The sequence below is a fragment of the Micromonospora sp. CNZ299 genome, assembly GCF_002754415.1.
In genome coordinates, this window is sequence record NZ_PEFG01000001.1 from 6,077,155 (window position 1) to 6,098,707 (window position 21,553).

Below are 21,553 nucleotides of genomic sequence, written 5' to 3' on the forward strand. Positions count from 1 at the left end.
GGGACTCTCCATGCCGAACAATGACGACCAGCTGGTCCGGGCGCTGCGGGCGTCGCTGAAGGACAACGAGCGCCTGCGCCAGACGAACCTGGAGCTCACCGCCGCGCAGACCGAGCCGATCGCCGTCATCGGGATGGGCTGCCGGTATCCGGGTGGGGCGAACTCGCCGGAGGCGCTCTGGCAGCTGGTGCGGGACGGCGTCGACGCGACCTCGTCGTTTCCCACCGACCGTGGTTGGGACCCGGACCTCTACGACCCCGACCCCGAACAGGCCGGCCGGTCCTACGTGTCCCGCGGCGGCTTCCTGCACGACGCCGCCGAGTTCGACCCGGAGTTTTTCGGCATCAGTCCCCGCGAGGCGCTCGGCATCGACCCGCAGCAGCGGCTGCTGCTGGAGGTGGCCTGGGAGACGATCGAACGAGCCGGGATCGCACCCGGTTCGTTGCGCGGCAGCAGCACCGGTGTCTTCGCCGGCGTCATGTACGACGACTACGGCTCCCGCCTGACACCGGCGCCCCCGGCGTACGAGGGCCATCTCGGCATCGGAAGCGCGGGCAGCGTCGCCTCCGGCCGGGTGGCCTATACGCTGGGCCTGGAGGGACCGGCGGTCAGCGTCGACACCGCCTGCTCCTCGTCACTGGTGGCGCTGCACCTGGCCGCCCACGCACTGCGCCGCGGCGAGTGCGAGCTGGCGCTGGCCGGTGGCGTCACGGTGATGGCGACGCCGAGCGTGTTCCTGCAGTTCAGCCGGCAGCGCGGGCTGGCACCTGACGGCCGGTGCAAGCCGTTCTCGGCCGACGCCGACGGTCTCGGTTGGGCCGAGGGCGCCGGGCTGGTCCTGCTGGAGCGGCTGTCGGACGCCCGCCGCAACGGCCACCAGATCCTCGCGGTGCTGCGGGGCAGCGCCGCCAACCAGGACGGCGCCAGTCACGGCCTCACCGCGCCCAACGGACCGTCCCAGGAGCGCGTCATCCGGCAGGCGCTGACGAACGCCGAGCTGACCACCGCCGACGTCGACGTGGTCGAGGCGCACGGGACGGGTACACCGCTCGGCGACCCGATCGAGGCCCAGGCGCTGCTCGCGACCTACGGCCGGAACCGCGCCGCAGACCGGCCCTTCTGGCTCGGCTCGGTGAAGTCCAACATCGGCCACACCCAGGCGGCCGCCGGCGTCGCCGGCGTCATCAAGATGATCATGGCGCTGCGCCACCGGGTGCTCCCCCGCAGCCTGCACGCGGACCGATCCAGCACCCAGGTCGACTGGTCGGCCGGCGAGGTCCGGCTGCTCACCAGCGAGCAGCCCTGGCCGGGCGACGGGGCACCCCGCCGGGCCGGGGTCTCGTCGTTCGGGATCAGCGGCACCAACGCCCACGTCATCCTGGAAGAGCCGCCGGCCGCCGACCCCGCGCCGGAACCCGCCGGCGGACCGGTCGCCTGGGTGCTCTCCGGCCGTACCGATGCGGCACTGCGGGACCAGGCGGCCCGACTTGATCGGGTACTCGACCAGACGCCGGACGTCGCCGCGGCCGGCGCGGCGCTCGCGCTCACCCGCACCCACTTCGCGCGGCGAGCCGGCATCGTCGGCCACAACCCCGACGAGATGCGTACCGCCCTGCGCGCGCTCGCCGTCGGTGAGCCGGCCCCGAACCTGGTGGAGTCTCAGTCGCGCGGCGCCCCCGGCGTCGTGTTCGTCTTCCCCGGCCAGGGCTCCCAGTGGGCGGGCATGGCGAGCCGGCTGCTGGACGAGTCCCCGGTGTTCCGCGAGCACCTCACCGCCTGCGCCGAGGCCTTGCAGCCGTACACCGGCTGGTCGCTCATCGACGTGCTGCGCGGCGACCCGGCGGCGCCCTCCATCGATCGCGTCGACGTCGTGCAGCCGGCCCTGTTCGCGATGATGGTGGCGCTGTCGCAGTTGTGGCGTCACCACGGCGTACGTCCCGACGCGGTGGTCGGCCACTCGCAGGGCGAGATCGCCGCCGCCCACATCGCCGGCGCCCTCAGCCTGCCGGATGCCGCCCGCATCGTGGCACTGCGCAGCCGGGCGATCACGTCGATCGCCGGCACCGGTGGCATGGTCTCCGTGCCGAAGCCGGCCGACCAGGTCGAACCCGACCTGACCCGCTATTCCGACCTGCACATCGCCGCGATCAACGGCCCCGGCGCCACCGTCGTCGCCGGCGCCGCCGCATCCCTGGAAGCACTGCTCGCCGACTACCACGACCAGGACGTACGGGCCCGGCGCATCGACGTCGACTACGCCTCGCACACTCCGGACATCGAGGCCCTGCGCGAGCGGATCGGCGAGGCGCTCGCGCCCGTTCAGGCCCGGCCGCCCCGCGTCGCGATGTACTCCACGGTCACCGGACACCGGCTCGCCGACAGCGACCGGGTGACCGGCGACTACTGGTATCGCAACCTCCGCAGCACCGTCCGCTTCGACGCCGCGGTGCGGGCGCTGCTCGACGACGGCCACACGCTTTTCATCGAGGTGAGCCCGCACCCAGTGCTGACCACACCGGTGCAGGAGGCGATCGACGCCGCCGGGCTGCCCGCCACCGCCCATGGGACGCTGCGCCGTGACCAGGGCGGCCGCGCCCAGCTGCTGACCGCTCTGGCCCGCGCGCACGGCCATGGCGCGCCCGTCGACTGGGCCAGCGTCTATCCCGGCCCGCATCAGCACGTCGAGCTACCGACATATCCGTTCCAGCGGCAGCACTACTGGCTGGACGCGCCGGGCGACGCCGACGTCGGCGCGGCCGGCCTGGAGCAGGTCGACCACCCGCTGCTCGGCGCGCTGCTGCAACTCGCCGACGAGCAGGGCCGGGTGTTCAGCGGCCGTCTCTCGGTGCAGACCCAGGCCTGGCTGGCCGACCATGCGGTCGCCGGCACGGTCGTGGTGCCCGGCGCCGCGCTGGTGGACCTGGCGCTGTGGGCCGGCGACCGCGTCGGCCGGGCACACCTCGACGAGCTGACGCTGGAGGCGCCGCTCGTGCTGCCGGCCACCGGCGGCGTAGTGATCCAGCTGATCGTCAGCGGGCCGGAGGACGAGCCGGCTCGGCGGGTGGCCGTCTACTCGCGCAGCGACCGCGAGCCGGACCTGCCGTGGACCCGGCATTCCACCGGTGTGCTGGCCACCGGTGGCGCCCCGCCGGCGCAGGCCGGTACCGCGCCGTGGCCGCCCGCCGGCGCCCAGCCGGTCGACCTGGCCGACGCGTACCCGCGACTGGCCGAACGCGGCTACGAGTACGGGCCCGTCTTCCAGGGGCTGCGCGCGGTCTGGCGGGCCGGTGCCGACATCTGCGCCGAGGTCCGGCTGGACCCGGAGACACCGGTGGCCGGTTTCGGCATCCATCCGGCACTGCTGGACGCCGCCCTGCACGCCGTCCTGGTCACTGCGGACGGCGACAGCCTCGAGCTGCCGTACTCGTGGAGCGGCGTACGGCTGCACGCTGTCGAGGCGCGGACGCTGCGGGTGCGGATCACCCCGGTGGGCAACGGCTACCGGATCGTCGCCGACGACGCGGGCGGCGCGCCGGTGGCAGCGGTCGACGCGTTGACGACCCGCCCGGTCAGCACCGCTCAGCTGGGCCCGGCCCGGCGGCGGGCACTCCATGCGCTCTCCTGGCCGGTGCTGGCGGCCGCCGCGGGCGAGGACACCGACGGTGGCGCGTTCCTCGACGCTTCGGCCGGCGCCGACCTCGCGCCGGTTCCCGAAGCCGTGCACGCCGTCACCGCACGGGTGCTCGCCGAGCTGCAGGCCTGGCTAGCCGCCGACCGTCCGGACGCCGGGCCGTTCGTCGTGGTGACGCGCCGGGCGGTCGCGGTCGACGACGGCGAAGAGGTCGATCTGGCACAGGCCGCCGTGTGGGGCCTGGTCCGGTCGGCACAGCACGAGCACCCCGGCCGGATCGTTTTGATCGACACGGACACCGAAACGGGCGGCGAACCCGGCGACGACGCCGACGTCCGGCGAGCGCTCGGCACCGCAGAGCCGCAGGCGGCCGTCCGCCGCGGCGAGATCCGCGTCCCCCGGCTGATTCCGGCGGCCGGCGCCCCAGAGGCTGCCGCCCCGAAGGCCAGCGTCTTCGCGCCGTCGGGCACGGTCCTGGTCACCGGTGGCACGGGCACCCTGGGCGCCATCGTGACGCGCCACCTCGTCACCGTCCACCGGGTACGGCACCTGCTGCTCACCAGCCGCAGCGGTCTCCGCTCGCCCGGCGCCGAGCAGCTCCGCGACGAACTGGTCGCGCTCGGCGCCACGGTCACCATTGCCGCCTGCGACGCCGCCGACCCGGACCAGCTCGCCGCTCTGCTCGCCGCGATCCCGGCAGAGCATCCGCTCACAGCCGTCATCCACGCCGCCGGCGTACTCGAGGACTCGATCATCGAGCGGCTGACCCCGGAGAGCCTCGCGGCCGCGCTGCGGCCGAAGGCCGACGCGGCCTGGCATCTCCACCAGCAGACCAGCGAGCACGACCTCGCCGCGTTCGTCTTGTTCTCCTCCGCAGCCGGCGTGCTCGGCTCCGCCGGGCAGGCGAACTACGCCGCGGCGAACACGTTCCTCGACGCGCTCGCACACCACCGGCGGGCACGGGGCCTGGCCGCCACCTCACTGTCCTGGGGCCTGTGGGAGCAGAGCAGCGGAATGACCGGCACGCTCAGCCACGCGGACCTCGAGCGCATCCGCCGCACCGGCATCAGCCCGCTGCCGACCGCGGAGGCGTTGGAAATGTTCGACGCCGGGCTCTCAGCCGATCGCCCGCACCTCGTCGCCGCCCGGATCAGTCGCAACGCCACAGGCGTGCAGTCGCCGGTGCTGCGCGACCACCTCCGGGTACGCCGGGTCGCCGACAACACCGAGCAGTCCCGGGACTGGCTGCACCGTCTGGCGACGATGCCGGAGGGCAAACGGCGCGACAGCACGATCGACCTGGTCCGGGTGAACGTCGCCGCGGTCCTCGGGCACGCCCAGCCGGCCACGATCGACCCCGCCCGGACCATGCGCGACCTCGGCTTCGACTCACTGACCGCCGTCGAGCTGCGCAACCGGCTCGCCGCCACCACCGGTCTGCGGTTGCCGGCCACACTGATCTTCGATCATCCCACGATCGTGGCCATCGCCGAGCACCTGCTGCGGCTGGCCGCCGACGACCCGGCCGTACCGGACGGCACGGTCGCCACCGGAGCCGAGGACGAGCCGATCGCCGTCATCGGCATGGGCTGCCGGTTCCCCGGCGGCGCCGCCACGCCGGAGCAGCTGTGGCACCTGGTGGCGGCCGGCACCGACGCGATATCCGCGTTCCCCGTCGACCGCGGCTGGGAGACGGACGCCGCGCAGACCTACACCAGCGAAGGCGGCATCCTCTACGACGCGGCCGAGTTCGACCCGGCCTTCTTCGGGATCAGCCCGCGCGAGGCGCAGGCGATGGACCCCCAGCAGCGGTTGATGCTGGAGGTGTCGTGGGAGGCGATGGAGCGGGCCGGGATCGTCCCGGAGACGCTGCGGGGTAGCCGCACCGGCGTCTTCACCGGCGTCATGTACCACGACTATGCCGGCGGCAGCGCGGGCAGCATCGCCTCCGGCCGGGTCGCGTACACGTTCGGCCTGGAAGGTCCCGCCATCACGGTGGACACCGCGTGCTCCTCGTCGCTGGTCGCCCTGCACCTGGCCGCGCAGGCGCTGCGCCTGGGCGAATGCACCATGGCGCTGGCCGGCGGCGTGTCCGTCATGGCCACCCCCTCGGTCTTCACCGAGATCGGCGAGCAGGGCGGCGTGGCCCCCGACGGCCGGTGCAAGTCGTTCTCCGCCCGGGCCGACGGCACCGGTTTCTCCGACGGAGCGGGAGTCCTCCTGCTGGAACGGCTCTCGGACGCGCAGCGCAACGGGCGGACCATCCTCGGCGTCATCCGGGGCAGCGCGGTCAACCAGGACGGCGCGTCCAACGGCCTGACCGCACCGAACGGTCCCGCCCAGGAGCGGGTCATCCGGCAGGCCCTGGGCGCCGCCCAGCTCAGCCCGGCGGACGTGGACGCGGTCGAGGCGCACGGGACCGGGACCAGGCTGGGCGACCCGATCGAGGCTCAGGCGCTGCTCGCCACCTACGGCCGGCAACGGCCGGCGGATCGGCCGCTCCAGCTCGGCTCGATCAAATCGAACATCGGGCACACCCAGGCCGCCGCCGGCATTGCCGGCGTCATCAAGATGCTCATGGCGATGCGGTACGGGGTCCTGCCGCCCACCCTGCACGCGGAGGAGCCCAGCCCGCACATCGACTGGACGGCCGGAGCGGTCCAGCTGCTCACCGAGGCGCAGCCGTGGCAGGCGGACGACCGACCGCTGCGGGCCGGCGTCTCCTCGTTCGGCATCAGCGGCACCAACGCGCACGTCATCCTCGAACAGCCGCCCGCTGCCGCGGCGCCGCGATCCACCGACACCGCCGCCCGGCCGGTGCCGCTGATCCTGTCCGGCCGCAGCCCGCAGGCGCTGCGCGCGCAGGCAGAACGGTTGCGGAAATGGCTCGACACCGAACCTGAGCGGGACCTGGTCGCGGTCGCGTATGCCCTGGCGACCACACGCACCCACTTCGAGCACCGCGCCGTAGCGGTGGTGGCCGACCGGGCCGAGGCCGACGAGGCGCTCCGGGCCGTCGCCGACGACCGGCCGGTGCCCGGCCTGGTGGTGGACCACGCTCCGAGGGCGCGCCGACCGGTGTTCGTCTTCCCCGGGCAGGGATCGCAGTGGGCCGAGATGGCCCGAGAGCTGCTCGACGCCTCACCGCCGTTCGCCGCCTCCGTCCGCGAGTGCGCGGAGGCACTGCAACCGCATCTGCGGTGGTCGGTGCTCGACGTGCTGACCGGCGCCCCTGACGCGCCCCCGCTGTCGCGGGTCGACGTGGTGCAGCCGGTGCTGTTCACGATGATGATCGCGCTCACCCGGACCTGGCAGGCGATGGGCGTCGAGCCGGAGGCGGTGGTCGGTCACTCGCAGGGCGAGATCGCCGCCGCCCACATCGCCGGCGCACTCACCCTGCCGGACGCCGCCCGCATCGTCGCCCTGCGCAGCCAGGCGATCACCGCCATCGCCGGGACCGGCGGCATGGCATCGGTGCCGCAGCCAGCCGCAGACGTCGAACTGCGCCTCAGCGACCATCCCGACCTGCACATCGCCGCCATCAACGGTCCCAACACCACGGTCGTCGCCGGCCACCCCGGCTCCCTCGACGCGCTGCTCGCCGACTACCACGCCCACGGCGTACGAGCCCGCCGCATCGACGTCGACTACGCCTCACACACCCCACACATCGAGACCCTGCGCGAACGGATCCTGGCCGAACTCGCCGGCGTACGACCCCAGCCCTCGATCATGCCGCTGCAGTCCACGGTGACCGGCGCGGAGCTTGACGGCCACGAGATGGGCGCGGATCACTGGTACCGCAGCCTGCGCGAGCCGGTGCTGTTCGAGCAGGCCATCCGGGCACTGGCCGGGCAGGGCCGGGAGGCCTTCATCGAGGTGAGTGCGCACCCGGTGCTCACGACGAGCATCCAGGACACCGTGGACTCGGTCGACGCCCGGGCCGTGGTCGTCGGGACGCTGCGGCGCGACGAGGGCGGCCGGCGGCGGCTGCTCACCTCGGCGGCCCAGGCCTTCGCCCAGGGCGTACCTGTCGACTGGGCCACCCTGTTCGATGACGCGGGCAGCGGCCCGACGGACTCCGCGGACCTGCCGACGTACGCGTTCCAGCGCGCGCGGTACTGGGCGGCGGCGCCGCGGACCACAGATCTGAGCGGCATCGGCCAGCAACTGCCCGACCATCCGTTCCTGTCCGCGGCAGTGGAGCTGGCCGAATCGGGCACGCTGCTGCTGACCGGCCGGGTCTCCCCGGCGACGCATCCCTGGCTCGCCGATCACGCCCTCCCGGGGACGGTGTTGCTGCCCGGTGCCGCGTTCCTGGAGATGGCCGTCCAGGTAGGTGACCGGCTCGACTGCGATCTGGTGGAGGAGCTGACCCTCGAAAGCCCGCTGATCCTGCACGGCGACGAGCCGGTCGGTCTGCAACTCAAGGCGGAGGCGCCGGACGAGAACGGGCGCCGGACCCTGACCATCCACTCGCGGCGTCCGGAGGAGGGGACGTGGCGCCGGCATGCCACCGCCACGTTGGCCACCGACGCGTCCCCGGCGTCCGTCGAGCAACTCACCGCCTGGCCGCCCGCCGACGCTCAGCGGGTCGACCTGACCGATGCCTATTCGCGGCTGGCCGCCGCGGGCTACGAGTACGGCCCGGCGTTCCAGGGGCTGGGCGCGGCCTGGCGCAACGGCGCCGAACTCCACGCGGAGGTACGCCTGCCCGACGGCGTCGCCACGGACGGGTTCGCCATCCACCCGGCGCTGCTGGACTCCGCGCTGCACGCGCTGGTGCTGGAGGCCACTGGGGCCGATCCCGGCACGATGGGTCTGCCCTTCGCCTGGACCGGTGTCCGGTTGCAGGCCGTGGGTGCCACCGCCCTTCGGGTCCGCATCACGCCGACGGCGAGCGGCGCCTATCGCCTGCTGCTGGCCGACCCGACCGGCGAACCGGTGGCCTCGATCGAGTCGCTTGTCACCCGTCCCGTCTCACTCGACCAGCTCGGCGGCGCCCGCTCGGCAGCGGACTCGCTGTACCGGCTGCGCTGGGAGCCGCTTACCGTGCCGGCCGCCGAGGCGGACGCGGACACGTGGGCCGTGCTGGGGGCGGACGACGCGGGCCTGACGGGCGTACGAATCCTGCCCGACCTGCCGGCGCTCGCCGCCGCCGAGCCCGCACCGGCCAACGTCCTGTTCTATCCGGTCGCGGCCGCCGGCGACGGCGTCGCCGAGACGACCCGGGCCACCCTGGCCGGAACGCTGGAGATGGTGCAGAGCTGGCTCGCGGATGACCAGCAGGGCGACAGCGTCCTGGTGGTCGCGACTCGCGGCGCCGTGGCGGTGACCGACGAGGAGGACCTCGACCTACGCCTGGCACCGGTATGGGGTCTGCTGCGCAGTGCACAACGCGAACATCCCGGCAGGTTCGTGCTGGTCGACGTGGACGAGCCCGTCGACCTGCCCACCATCGCGGCCGCCGTGGCGACCGCACAGCCGCAACTCGCGCTGCGGGACGGGCGAGTCCTCGCGCCGCGGCTGGTGAGCGCCGCGTCGGACATGCTGATTCCGCCAGCGGGCGACTCGTGGCGGCTCGGCGTGGTGAACCGCGGGACCATCGAAGGGGTGGGCTTCGTACCGAACCCGGACGCGGAGCGCACGCTCGGAGAGGGCGAGGTCCGGGTGGCCATCCGGGCGGCCGGCATGAACTTCCGGGACGTGCTGATCACGCTCGGCATGTATCCCGATCCCCATGCCCTGATCGGCTCGGACGGCGCCGGCGTGGTGCTCGAGGTCGGCTCCGACGTCACCGACATGGCGCCCGGTGACCGGGTCTTCGGCCTGCTGCCGGGCACGATGGCGCCCGTCGGGGTGACGGATCGGCGGCTGCTCGCCCCCATCCCCCACCACTGGACCTACCCCCAAGCCGCCGCCATCCCCGTCGCCTACCTCACCGCCTACTACGCCCTCACCCACCTCGCCAAACTCCAACCCGGCGAAAACATCCTCATCCACGCCGCCACCGGCGGCGTCGGCACCGCCGCCACCCAAATCGCCAAACACCTCGGCGCCACCATCTACGCCACCGCCCACCCCACCAAATGGCACACCCTCACCCCCCACCTACCACCCACCCACATCGCCAACTCCCGCACCCTCGACTACCAACACCAATTCCCCCACCAACACGTCATCCTCAACGCCCTCGCCGGACACCACACCGACACCAGCCTCAACCTCCTCCACCCCGGCGGCCGCTTCATCGAAATGGGCACCACCGACCTACGCCACAACACCCACCACACCCACCCCCACCTCACCTACCACCCCTTCCAACTCCCCCACACCCACCCCGACCACATCCACCACATGCTCACCACCCTGCTCAACCTCTTCCACCACAACCACCTCCACCACCCCCACACCACCACCCACCCCATCCACCACACCCACCACGCCCTACGCACCCTCCAACAAGCCACCCACACCGGAAAACTCGTCCTCACCCTCCCCACCCCACCCCACCCCAACGGCACCACCCTCATCACCGGCACCGGCACCCTCGCCACCCACCTCACCCACCACCTCACCACCACCGGCGCGGCCAATCTGGTCATCGCGAGCCGTCAGGGACCGAACTCTCCCCACGCGGACGAGCTGCGCCGGGCGGCCACCGAACACGGCGCGTCCGTCACCCTGGTGGCCTGCGACATCAGCGACGCTCAACAGGTCGCCGACCTGCTCGCCGGCATCCCCGCCGAACATCCGCTGACCACCGTCGTCCACACCGCCGCGGTTCTCGAAGACACGCCGATCGCGTCGTTGACACCCGAGCAGCTCGACGCCGTGCTCAAACCCAAAATCGACGCCGCCTGGAACCTGCACGAACAGACCCGGCACCTCAACCTCAGCGCCTTCGTCCTCTACTCCTCCATCAGCGGCACCCTCGGCGCACCCGGCCAAGCCAACTACGCCGCCGCCAACACCTTCCTCGACGCCCTCGCCCACCACCGCCACACCCAAGGCCTACCCGCCACCTCCCTCGCCTGGGGCCTCTGGGAAGAGACCAGCGCGGCGACGGAGCGGCTCACCAGGGCCGACCTGGCCCGGATGCGGCGCAGTGGTGTCCTGCCCCTGAGCACGCAGGAGGGACTTGCCCTCTTCGACGCGGCCGTCGGTCTGCCCAGTCCCTCCCTGGTCGCGGCGCGGCTGGACCCGAGGGCGGTCAACGGAACGACGCGGTCCCGCCGTACCGCGTCGGGCGGCACCTCGGCCTCGCTGCTCCAGCGTCTGACCGCGTTGTCCGAGCCGGAACGCCACGACGCGGCGGTCGAGCTGGTCCGGGCGCACGTCGGAACCGTGCTCGGGCACGACGGCGCCGAGGCTGTGGCGGCCGACCGTCCGCTCAAGGAACTCGGTTTCGACTCGCTGACCGCGGTCGAGCTGCGGAACCGCTTAAACGCGGCGACCGGCCTGCGCCTGCCGACGACGGTCGTCTTCGACCACCCGACGGTCATCGCGCTCGCGGAGTTCCTGCTCCGCGAGATATTCGACGCCCCCGCGTCGGCGGTCCACGCCGTTCCGGTTGTCGCAGCGGCGGTCGGCTCGGACACCGAGCCGATCGCGGTGGTGGCGATGGCCTGCCGCTACCCCGGCCAGGCGACCAGTCCCGAACAGCTGTGGCGGCTGCTGGCCGACGGTGTCGACGCGATCACCGAGTTCCCCACCAACCGCGGCTGGGACCCCGACATCCACCACCCCGACCCCGAACGCACCGGCAAAACCTACGCACGCCACGGCGGGTTCCTGCACGACGCCGACCAGTTCGACCCCGACTTCTTCGGCATCAGCCCCCGCGAAGCCCTCGCCATGGACCCCCAGCAACGCCTGCTGCTCGAAACCAGCTGGGAAACCTTCGAACAGGCCGGCATACCCGCCGAAACCCTGCGCGGCAGCGACACCGGCATCTTCACCGGCGTCATCACCCAGGGATACGGCGACATGCGTCGACCACCAGAAGACCTCGAAGGCTATTTCCTCACCGGAACCACAACCAGCGTCGCCTCAGGCCGGATCGCCTATACCTTCGGCTTGGAGGGGCCGGCGGTCACCGTGGACACCGCGTGTTCGTCATCCCTGGTCGCGGTGCACCTGGCCGCGCAGGCCCTGCGCAGCGGCGAGTGTTCCCTCGCCCTGGCCGGTGGAGTGACCGTGATGGCCACACCCGGCATCTTCACCGAATTCAGCCGCCAACGCGGACTGTCGCCGGACGGACGCTGCAAATCATTCGCCGACAACGCCGACGGCACCGGATTCTCCGACGGCGCCGGCATGCTGCTGTTGGAGAAGCTGTCCGACGCCCGCCGCAACGGCCACCCCATCGTCGGGGTGATCCGGGGCAGCGCCGTCAACCAGGACGGTGCTTCCAACGGACTGACCGCACCCAACGGACCCGCCCAACAACGCGTCATCACCCAAGCCCTCGCCAACGCCCGCCTCACCCCCACAGACATCGACGCCATCGAAGCCCACGGCACCGGCACCCGACTCGGCGACCCCATCGAAGCCCAAGCCATCCTCGCCACCTACGGCCAAAACCGTGACACCCCGCTCTGGCTCGGCTCCATCAAATCCAACATCGGGCACACCCAAGCCGCCGCCGGCGTCGCCGGGATCATCAAAATGCTCATGGCCATGCGCCACCAGCAACTCCCCCACACCCTGCACGTCGACCAACCCAGCAGCCACGTCGACTGGGACAGCGGACACGTCGCCCTGCTCACCCAAGCCCAACCCTGGACGGCCGGGGACCGGCCCCGCCGCGCCGCCGTGTCCTCCTTCGGCATCAGCGGCACCAACGCCCACCTCATCCTCGAAGAACCACCCACCTCTGAAGCAGTAGCCTCCGCCAGCGACGGCGGCCCGGTGCTGCTGCCCCTGTCCGGCAAAACCCCACAGGCCGTGCGCGACTTCGCCGCCCGCCTCCACCAGCACCTCACCGCCCGGCCAGACCTGAACCTGCACCAGGTCGCCCACACCCTGGCCAGGCGCACCCACTTCGAACACCGCGCCGTCATCACCGCATCCCAGCTGCCCGAGCTGGCCGCCGGCGAACTGCCCATCACCCACACGACCAGCGGCAAGACCGCCTTCCTCTACGCCGGGCAAGGGGCCCAGCACGCGGGCATGGGCCGCCACCTCTACCAGCAGCAACCGGTGTTCGCCGAGACGATCAACACCATCGGCGCCGAGCTGGGATTGGATCTGCCGGCACTGATGTGGGGCAACCGCACCGACGAACTCGACCACACCATCAACACCCAACCGGTGCTGTTCGCCTACGAAACCGCCCTGCACCAGCTCCTGACCCACCACGGCGTCACCCCCGACTACCTGGCCGGACACTCCATCGGCGAGATCACCGCAGCCCACGTCTCCGGCATCCTGACCCTGACCGACGCCTGCACCCTGGTAACCGCCCGCGCCCGACTCATGAACAGCCTCCCGCCCGGCGGGGCCATGCTCGCCGCCCACACCAACCGCGACGCCATCACCGACCACCACCTCAATAACGTCACCATCGCCGCCATCAACTCCCCCACCTCCCTGGTGCTGGCCGGCACCACCGCAGCCATCGACCAGGTCAACACCCGACTGACCGAGCAAGGAATCCGCACCCAACGACTCACCGTCAGCCACGCCTTCCACTCACCCCTGATGAACCCCATCATCGACGAGTTCCGCGCCGCGATCACCCACATCCAGCACCAGCCAGGCCGCATCCCCGTCATCTCCACCCTGACCGGCCAGGCCCTGACCGACGTCACCGCCGACCACTGGGCCGAACAACTACGCAACACCGTCGCCTTCGCCGACGCCGTCACCACCCTCAAAACCCACGGCGTCACCCACCACATCGAAATCAGCCCCCACCCCACCCTCATCCCGCACATCAGCGACACCGCCACCACCGCCGTCCAGAACAAAAACCGGCATATCGACCTCGCCGACGCCCTCGCCACCATCCACACCCACGGCACCACCATCAACTGGCACACCCTCCACAACGACCACCAGCACATCGCCCTGCCCACCTATCCCTTCCAACACCGCAGCTTTTGGCTCGACCCGGCACCCACCGCCGACCTGGCTGCCAGTGGTCTGACACCTAGCGGACATCCCCTCCTCGGCCTCCTCGTCGGACTCGACCGGGACGGCCTGCTGCTCAGCGGCCGACTCTCCCTGTCCGCCCAGCCTTGGCTGGCCGACCACACCGTCGCGGGAAGGGCTCTCCTGCCGGCCACGGCGTTCCTGGACCTGGCCCTGCACGCCGCGGAGCTGCTCGACTGCGACGTCATCGAGGAGCTGACCCTCGAAGCTCCGCTGGTCATCGACGCGACCGCGCCCGTGCCCGTGCCCGTGCAACTCACCGTCGACCCACCGGACGATGACGGCCGTCGAACGCTGACCATCAGGTCGCTTCCGCCGGGCGGCGACCGGGCCGGGCTGCGGCACGCGACAGGCGTGCTCGCCCCGGCCGGCGAAACCGAAGACCACCCGGCGGTCGGACCCTGGCCGCCTGCCGCGGACCCGGTCGACCTGACCGACGCGTACGAACGGCTCGGCGACCGCGGCTACGACTACGGGCCCACTTTCCAAGGTTTGCGTACCGCGTTCCGCCACGACAACGGCCTGCACGCCGAGGCGGTCCTGCCGGACACCGTCACCGGCTCCGAATATGCAGTGCACCCCGCACTCCTCGATGCCGCCATGCACGCGGCGGTGCTCACCGCGCGCGACGGTGATGAGGTCGAGCTGCCGTTCTCCTGGGCCGGAGTCCGCCTGCACGCCCGCGGGGCGCGTACGCTGCGTGTCCGCCTGGACCGGACCGGTCCGCACTCGGCGAGCCTCACCGGCGTCGACGACACCGGCATGCCCGTGCTGAGCATCGACGGCCTGACTACCCGCCCGCTCCGGCTCTCCGGAACCGGCGAGGCTGGGCGCTCCCTGTTCCGGCTCGCCTGGGTGAAGGGCCCGCGCCCGGCCGGCCCGCCGGTGAGCGTGTCAGCCGAGTACGACCTAGGCACGGCCGATCCCGCAGCTGTCCGCGACTCGGCCGGTCCGGACGCCGTAGTCGTGCGCGTCGCCGCGCACGGGGACGACATGGCCGCCGAGACGCATCGGCTGACCGCGGCCGCGCTGGACCTGATCCAGGAGTGGCTTTCCGCCGAGGTACCGGCCGACGGCCGGCTCGTGTTCGTAAGCCGGGGCGCGATCACGGGTGCGGATCTGGCCGCCGCCGCGGTGAACGGGCTCGTTCGGTCCGCGCAGAGCGAGCACCCGGACCGCTTCGTGCTCGTGGACACCGATGGCACCGCAGACCTCGGCGCGGCGCTCGCCACCGGGCAGGCAGAACTCGCGCTGAAGGACGGCGCAATGCTGGTGCCGCGGCTCACGGTGGCCTCGGCCGGGTCGAGGGCCTCGTTCGACCCGGACGGCACCGTTCTGATCACTGGCGGCACCGGTGCGCTGGGCGCGATCGTTGCCCGGCACCTCGCGGTGGCCTCGGGCGTACGCCGGCTGGTCCTGGCCGGCCGGCGTGGTCCCGACGCGCCGGGCGTCGCCGAGCTGGCCCGGGATCTGCGCGACCTGGGGGTGGCGGTGACGGTCGCCGCGTGCGACGCGGCCGACCCGCAACAGCTGGCGGCGCTGCTCGATGCGATCCCGGAAGATCACCCGCTGACGGCAGTGGTGCATACGGCGGGCGTGCTCGACGATGCGGTGATCACTGAGCTGTCCCGGCCCGGCCTGGACGCGGTGCTGCGCGCCAAGGTGGACGCCTCCTGGAACCTGCACCGGCAGACCCGCCATCTCGACCTGGCCGCGTTCGTTCTCTTCTCCTCGGCCGCGGGCACGCTGGGAGCGCCCGGCCAAGCGAACTACGCTGCCGCCAACACCTTCCTGGACGCGCTGGCCCAGCATCGGCAGGCTCTCGGCCTGCCGGCCGTCTCGCTGGCGTGGGGCTGGTGGCAGCAGGAGGGCGGAATGACCGGCGGACTCGGCGACGCCGACCGCGACCGGTTGCGCCGTAGCGGTCTGGAGGCGTTGCCGACCGCCGAGGCGCTCTCGCTCTTCGATGCGGTGACCGGTGAGCAGGGGCATCTCGTTCCGGCGCGGTTCGACCGTGCCGCCCTGCGTGCTCAGTCGGAGTCGGGCGTGCTGCCGGCGCTTCTGAGCGAGCTGGTCCCACTGTCGGGCCGGCGCCGGCGGCAGGATGGCGGCGGCCAGGGCTGGCGGCGCAGGATGGCCCCGCTCGGTACCGACGAGCGCCGGATCGCCGTGCATGCGTTCGTACGCGGACAGGTGGCGACGATCCTCGGCCATGCTGCCCCGGAAGCCGTGGATCCGGAACGGGCCCTGAACGAGCTCGGTCTGGACTCACTGACCGCGGTCGAACTGCGGAACCGGCTCAGCGCGGCGACCGGCCTGCGGCTGCCCTCCACGCTCGCCTTCGACTACCCGAGCGTGTCGGCGCTCGGTGAACTGCTGCTCGGCATGGTCGGCGACACCGCCGCCCCGGTCGAGCCGCGTGCCGTCGCGCGAACGGCGGCGTCGGACGAGCCGATCGCGGTGGTGGCGATGGCCTGCCGCTACCCCGGCCAGGCGACCAGTCCCGAACAGCTGTGGCGGCTGCTGGCCGACGGTGTCGACGCGATCACCGAGTTCCCCACCAACCGCGGCTGGGACCCCGACATCCACCACCCCGACCCCGAACGCACCGGCAAAACCTACGCACGCCACGGCGGGTTCCTGCACGACGCCGACCAGTTCGACCCCGACTTCTTCGGCATCAGCCCCCGCGAAGCCCTCGCCATGGACCCCCAGCAACGCCTGCTGCTCGAAACCAGCTGGGAAACCTTCGAACAGGCCGGCATACCCGCCGAAACCCTGCGCGGCAGCGACACCGGCATCTTCACCGGCGTGATGTACGACGACTACGGCACCCGCCTGGGACGGGCGCCCGACGGGTTCGAGGGCCACCTGGCCACGGGGAGTGCGAGCAGCGTCGCCTCAGGTCGGGTCGCCTACACCTACGGCCTGGAGGGGCCCGCGGTGACGATCGACACGGCGTGTTCGTCGTCGCTGGTGGCGGTGCACCTGGCCGCGCAGGCTCTCCGCAGTGGCGAGTGTTCCCTCGCCCTGGCCGGTGGAGTGACCGTGATGGCCACACCCGGCATCTTTGTGGAGTTCAGCCGCCAGCGCGGGTTGTCGCCGGATGGGCGGTGCCGGTCGTTCGCCGACGGCGCCGACGGGACGGGCTGGGGTGAGGGCGCCGGCATGCTCCTGTTGGAGAAGCTGTCCGACGCCCGCCGCAACGGCCACCCCATCGTCGGGGTGATCCGGGGCAGCGCCGTCAACCAGGACGGTGCTTCCAACGGACTGACCGCACCCAACGGACCCGCCCAACAACGCGTCATCACCCAAGCCCTCGCCAACGCCCGCCTCACCCCCACAGACATCGACGCCATCGAAGCCCACGGCACCGGCACCCGACTCGGCGACCCCATCGAAGCCCAAGCCATCCTCGCCACCTACGGCCAAAACCGTGACACCCCGCTCTGGCTCGGCTCCATCAAATCCAACATCGGGCACACCCAAGCCGCCGCCGGCGTCGCCGGGATCATCAAAATGCTCATGGCCATGCGCCACCAGCAACTCCCCCACACCCTGCACGTCGACCAACCCAGCAGCCACGTCGACTGGGACAGCGGACACGTCGCCCTGCTCACCCAAGCCCAACCCTGGACGGCCGGGGACCGGCCCCGCCGCGCCGCCGTGTCCTCCTTCGGCATCAGCGGCACCAACGCCCACCTCATCCTCGAAGAACCACCCCAACCTGAACCAGCCGCACCCGCCACCGACAGCCCCACCACCGACCGACAAGTTCTGCTACCGCTGTCGGGCAAAACCCCGCAAGCGGTACGCGACTATGCCGCCCGCCTACACGAGCACCTCACTCATCGACCCGACCTGAGCCTGCACCAGGTCGCGCACACCCTGGCCGGCCGCACCCACTTCGAACACCGCGCTGTCATCACCGTCTCGCAGCTCCCCGACCTGGCCGCGGGGCGACTGCCCATCGTCCACGCGACCAGCGGCAAGACCGCGTTCCTCTACCCCGGGCAAGGGGCCCAGCACCCCGGCATGGGCCAGCACCTCTACCAACACCATGCCGTGTTCGCCGACACCATCAACACCATCAGCGCCGAGATGAACCTCGACCTGCCAGCACTGATGTGGGGCGACCGCACCCACGAACTCGACCACACCATCAACACCCAACCCGTCCTGTTCGCCTACGAAACCGCGTTGCACCACCTTCTGACCCACCACGGTGTCACCCCGGACTACCTCGTCGGACATTCCATCGGCGAGATCACCGCCGCCCACATCAGCGGCATCCTGAACCTGGCCGACGCCTGCACCCTGGTAACCGCCCGCGCCCGACTCATGAACAGCCTCCCGCCCGGCGGGGCCATGCTCGCCGCCCACACCAGCACCGACACCATCACCGACTACCTCGACGACGTCACCATCGCCGCGATCAACTCACCCACGTCACTCGTCCTGGCCGGCACCACCACCGCCATCGACGATGTCAACACCCGGCTGACCGAAGCAGGAATCCGCACCCAACGACTCACCGTCAGCCACGCCTTCCACTCACCCCTGATGAACCCCATCATCGACGAATTCCACGCCGCCATCGCCCACATCCACCACCAACCCGGCCGCATCCCCATCATCTCCACCCTCACCGGGCAGGCCCTGACCGACGTCACCGCCGACCACTGGGCCACACAACTGCGCCACACCGTCACCTTCACCGACGCCATCACCACCCTGAACAAGCACGGCGTCACCCACCACATCGAAATCGGACCCCACCCCACCCTCATCCCCCACATCACCGACACCGCCACCACCGCCGTCCAGAACAAAAACCGGCATATCGACCTCGCCGACGCCCTCGCCACCATCCACACCCACGGCACCACCATCAACTGGCACACCCTCCACAACGACCACCAGCACATCGCCCTGCCCACCTACCCCTTCCAACACCAGCCCTATTGGCTGCACCCGAGGGTTCGCGCCGATCTCGCCTCCACCGGCCTGACCGCCACCGCGCACCCGTTGCTGACCGCACTCGTGGAACCCGCGGGCGCTGCGGACAGCGTGATCCTCACTGGCCGGATCTCCACCGCGACCCACCCGTGGCTGGCGGACCACGCTGTCTTCGGCACCGTCGTCCTGCCCGGCACCGCATTCCTCGACATGGCGATGCACGCCGCGGAACAGGTCCACTGCACCGAGATCGAGGAACTGACGGTGCAGGCCCCGCTCGTGTTGCCGCCCAGCGGTACGGTGCGGACCCAGGTCGCGGTCGGCGCGCCCGACGAGACGGGCCGGCGAACCGTCACGATCCACTCACGCGACGGCGACGCGACCGACGCGGAGTGGACCCGCAACGCCGAGGGGACCTTCGCCTCCGGCGATCACACCAGCGCCACCGAGCCGCCGGTCGGCCTCGCCACGTGGCCGCCGCCCGGCGCAGCGGAGCTGGACCTGACGGACGCCTACGCCGAGCTGACCGAACTCGGGTACGGGTACGGCACCGCCTTCCAGGGTCTGCGCAGCGCCTACCGAGCGCCGGACGGTCTGTATGCCGAGACCGAGTTGGCCGTCGGCCTGACCACCGGCGGGCACACGATCCATCCCGCGCTGTTCGACTCCGTCATGCACGCGCACGTGGTCGCGGTCTCCGACGGCGGCGCCGAGGTCGGTGTGCCGTTCGCCTGGCGCGGCGTCCGCTGGTACGCGACCGGACCGTCCGCGCTGCGGGCGCGCCTGTCCTCCACCGGCTCGGACTCGTTCCGCCTCGACCTGGCCGCGGACGACGGTTCACCCGTGGCCACCGTGGATTCGGTGCTCACGAGGCCGGTCAGCACCGAACAATTCGCGCTGTCCGGCCGACCGGCCAGGGACACCCTCTTCGAGCTGCGGTGGGACGCCGTGCCCGGACCGAGCGGGCCTTCCCGTTCCGGCAGCGTCGTCCTGCGTTGCCGTCCGCAGGAGACCGTGGATGTCGCCGGTTCCGCGCACGCTGCCGCGCAGCGGGTCCTGGCCGCTGTGCAGGACTGGCTGGTCGCCCCCCATGCCGCTGACGACCGGCTGGTGATCGTCACCTCCGGCGCGGTGGCGGTCGACGACCGCGAGCAGGTCGACCCGGCGCAGGCGACGGTCTGGGGACTCGTGCGATCCGCGCAGAACGAGCATCCGGACCAGTTCGTGCTGGTCGACTCCGACGGTGCGGACGAGGAACTCGTCGCCGCTACGGCGGCCGGTGGGGAGCAGCAGGTGGCGATCCGCGACGGCCGGATCCTCATCCCCGCGCTGGTCCCGGCGGCGCAGCTCGCCGCGGACGCCGCCGCCCCGAATCCCGAGGGCACCGTCCTGATCACCGGAGGGACGGGCGCCCTGGGGGCGTCGCTGGCCCGGCATCTGGTCGCCGAGCACGGCGTGCGGCACCTGCTGCTGGTCAGCCGGCGCGGGCCGGCCGCCGACAACGCCGCGGAGCTGACCGCGCTGCCGGCCGAGGTGAGGATCCTGGCCTGCGACGTCGCGGACAGTGGCCATCTCCGCGACCTGCTGGCAGGCATACCGGCCGCGCATCCGCTGACCGCGGTGATCCACACCGCGGGTGTGCTGGACGACGTGGTGGTCACCGATCTGACGGCGGAGCGGCTGGACGCCGTACTGCGGCCCAAGGTGGACGCGGCATGGAACCTGCACGAACAGACCCGCGATCTCGACCTCGCGGCGTTCGTGCTGTTCTCGTCGCTGTCCGGAGTGCAGGGCGGCGCGGGACAGGCGAGCTACGCGGCCGGCAACACGTTCCTCGATGCGCTGGCACAGCACCGCAGGGCGCGGGGCCTGCCGGGCACGGCACTCGCCTGGGGTCTCTGGGAGCAGGCTTCCGAGCTGACGGGCGGACTCGGCGGTGCGGAGATCGCTCGAATCCGTGCCGGCGGTGTCGTACCGCTGGCAACGGGCGAGGCGCTGGCACTGTTCGACGCGGCGCTCGCGTCCGGCCGCGCGCACCTGGTGCCCGCTCGCCTGGATCGGACGGTGCTCACCGCCCGGGCGGCCGCGGGTGCTCTTCCGCAGCTGCTGCGGCGGTTGATCCGCACCGGGAGCAGGCAGCCGGCCGGCGACGTCAGCCGGGCGTGGCTGCGTCAGCTGTCCGGCATGCCGCACGACAGCCGGTACGAGGCCGTGCTCGACCTCGTGCGCCGACGGGCCGCCGAGACGCTGGCGCATCCGACGCCGGAGACTCTCGACCCGGACCGCGGCTTCCTCGAACTGGGATTCGACTCGCTGACCGCCGTGGAGCTGCGCAACCAGCTCAGCGCCGTGACCGGGCTGCGGTTGGGCACGACGCTGGTGTTCGACCACCCGACGATCGCGTCGCTGTCGCGCTACCTGCACGAGGAGCTGCGGCCGGCCGAGACGGCCGCTGATGGTGGCGGTGCGGTACTGGCCGAACTGGATCGGCTGGAGGCGGCGATCGCGGCGTTGGACGGATCGGACGTCAGGAGGGCGATCGCCGAACGGCTTCACGATCTTGGCGCGCGCCTCGCCCAGCGTGGCACGGGCGCCGACCCGGCCCCCGATCGGCTGGACTCCGCGAGCGACGAGGAAATCTTCGACTTCATCGACAGTCAACTATGACCAGAGGCCGACGTGAACTTCGTCGTCACAGGACGGTTACCTGCCCGAAACGTGACAATTGCGTTGTCCAAGTGACGACACTGTTATGTTATAAGCTTCGATGCAACGGGGAGCACGACTGCGTTGGGGCACGAGCTG

1 protein-coding gene is annotated in these 21,553 nt (G+C 71.8%); it reads left to right on the plus strand.

Annotated elements, in window-relative coordinates; translation table 11 throughout:
* Nucleotides 1-10: 10 nt before the first annotated feature.
* Nucleotides 11-21,415 (plus strand): SDR family NAD(P)-dependent oxidoreductase, encoded by a 21,405-nt coding sequence (locus CLT68_RS33985; protein WP_486482340.1) that lies wholly within the window; start codon nucleotides 11-13, stop codon nucleotides 21,413-21,415.
* Nucleotides 21,416-21,553: the final 138 nt, after the last annotated feature.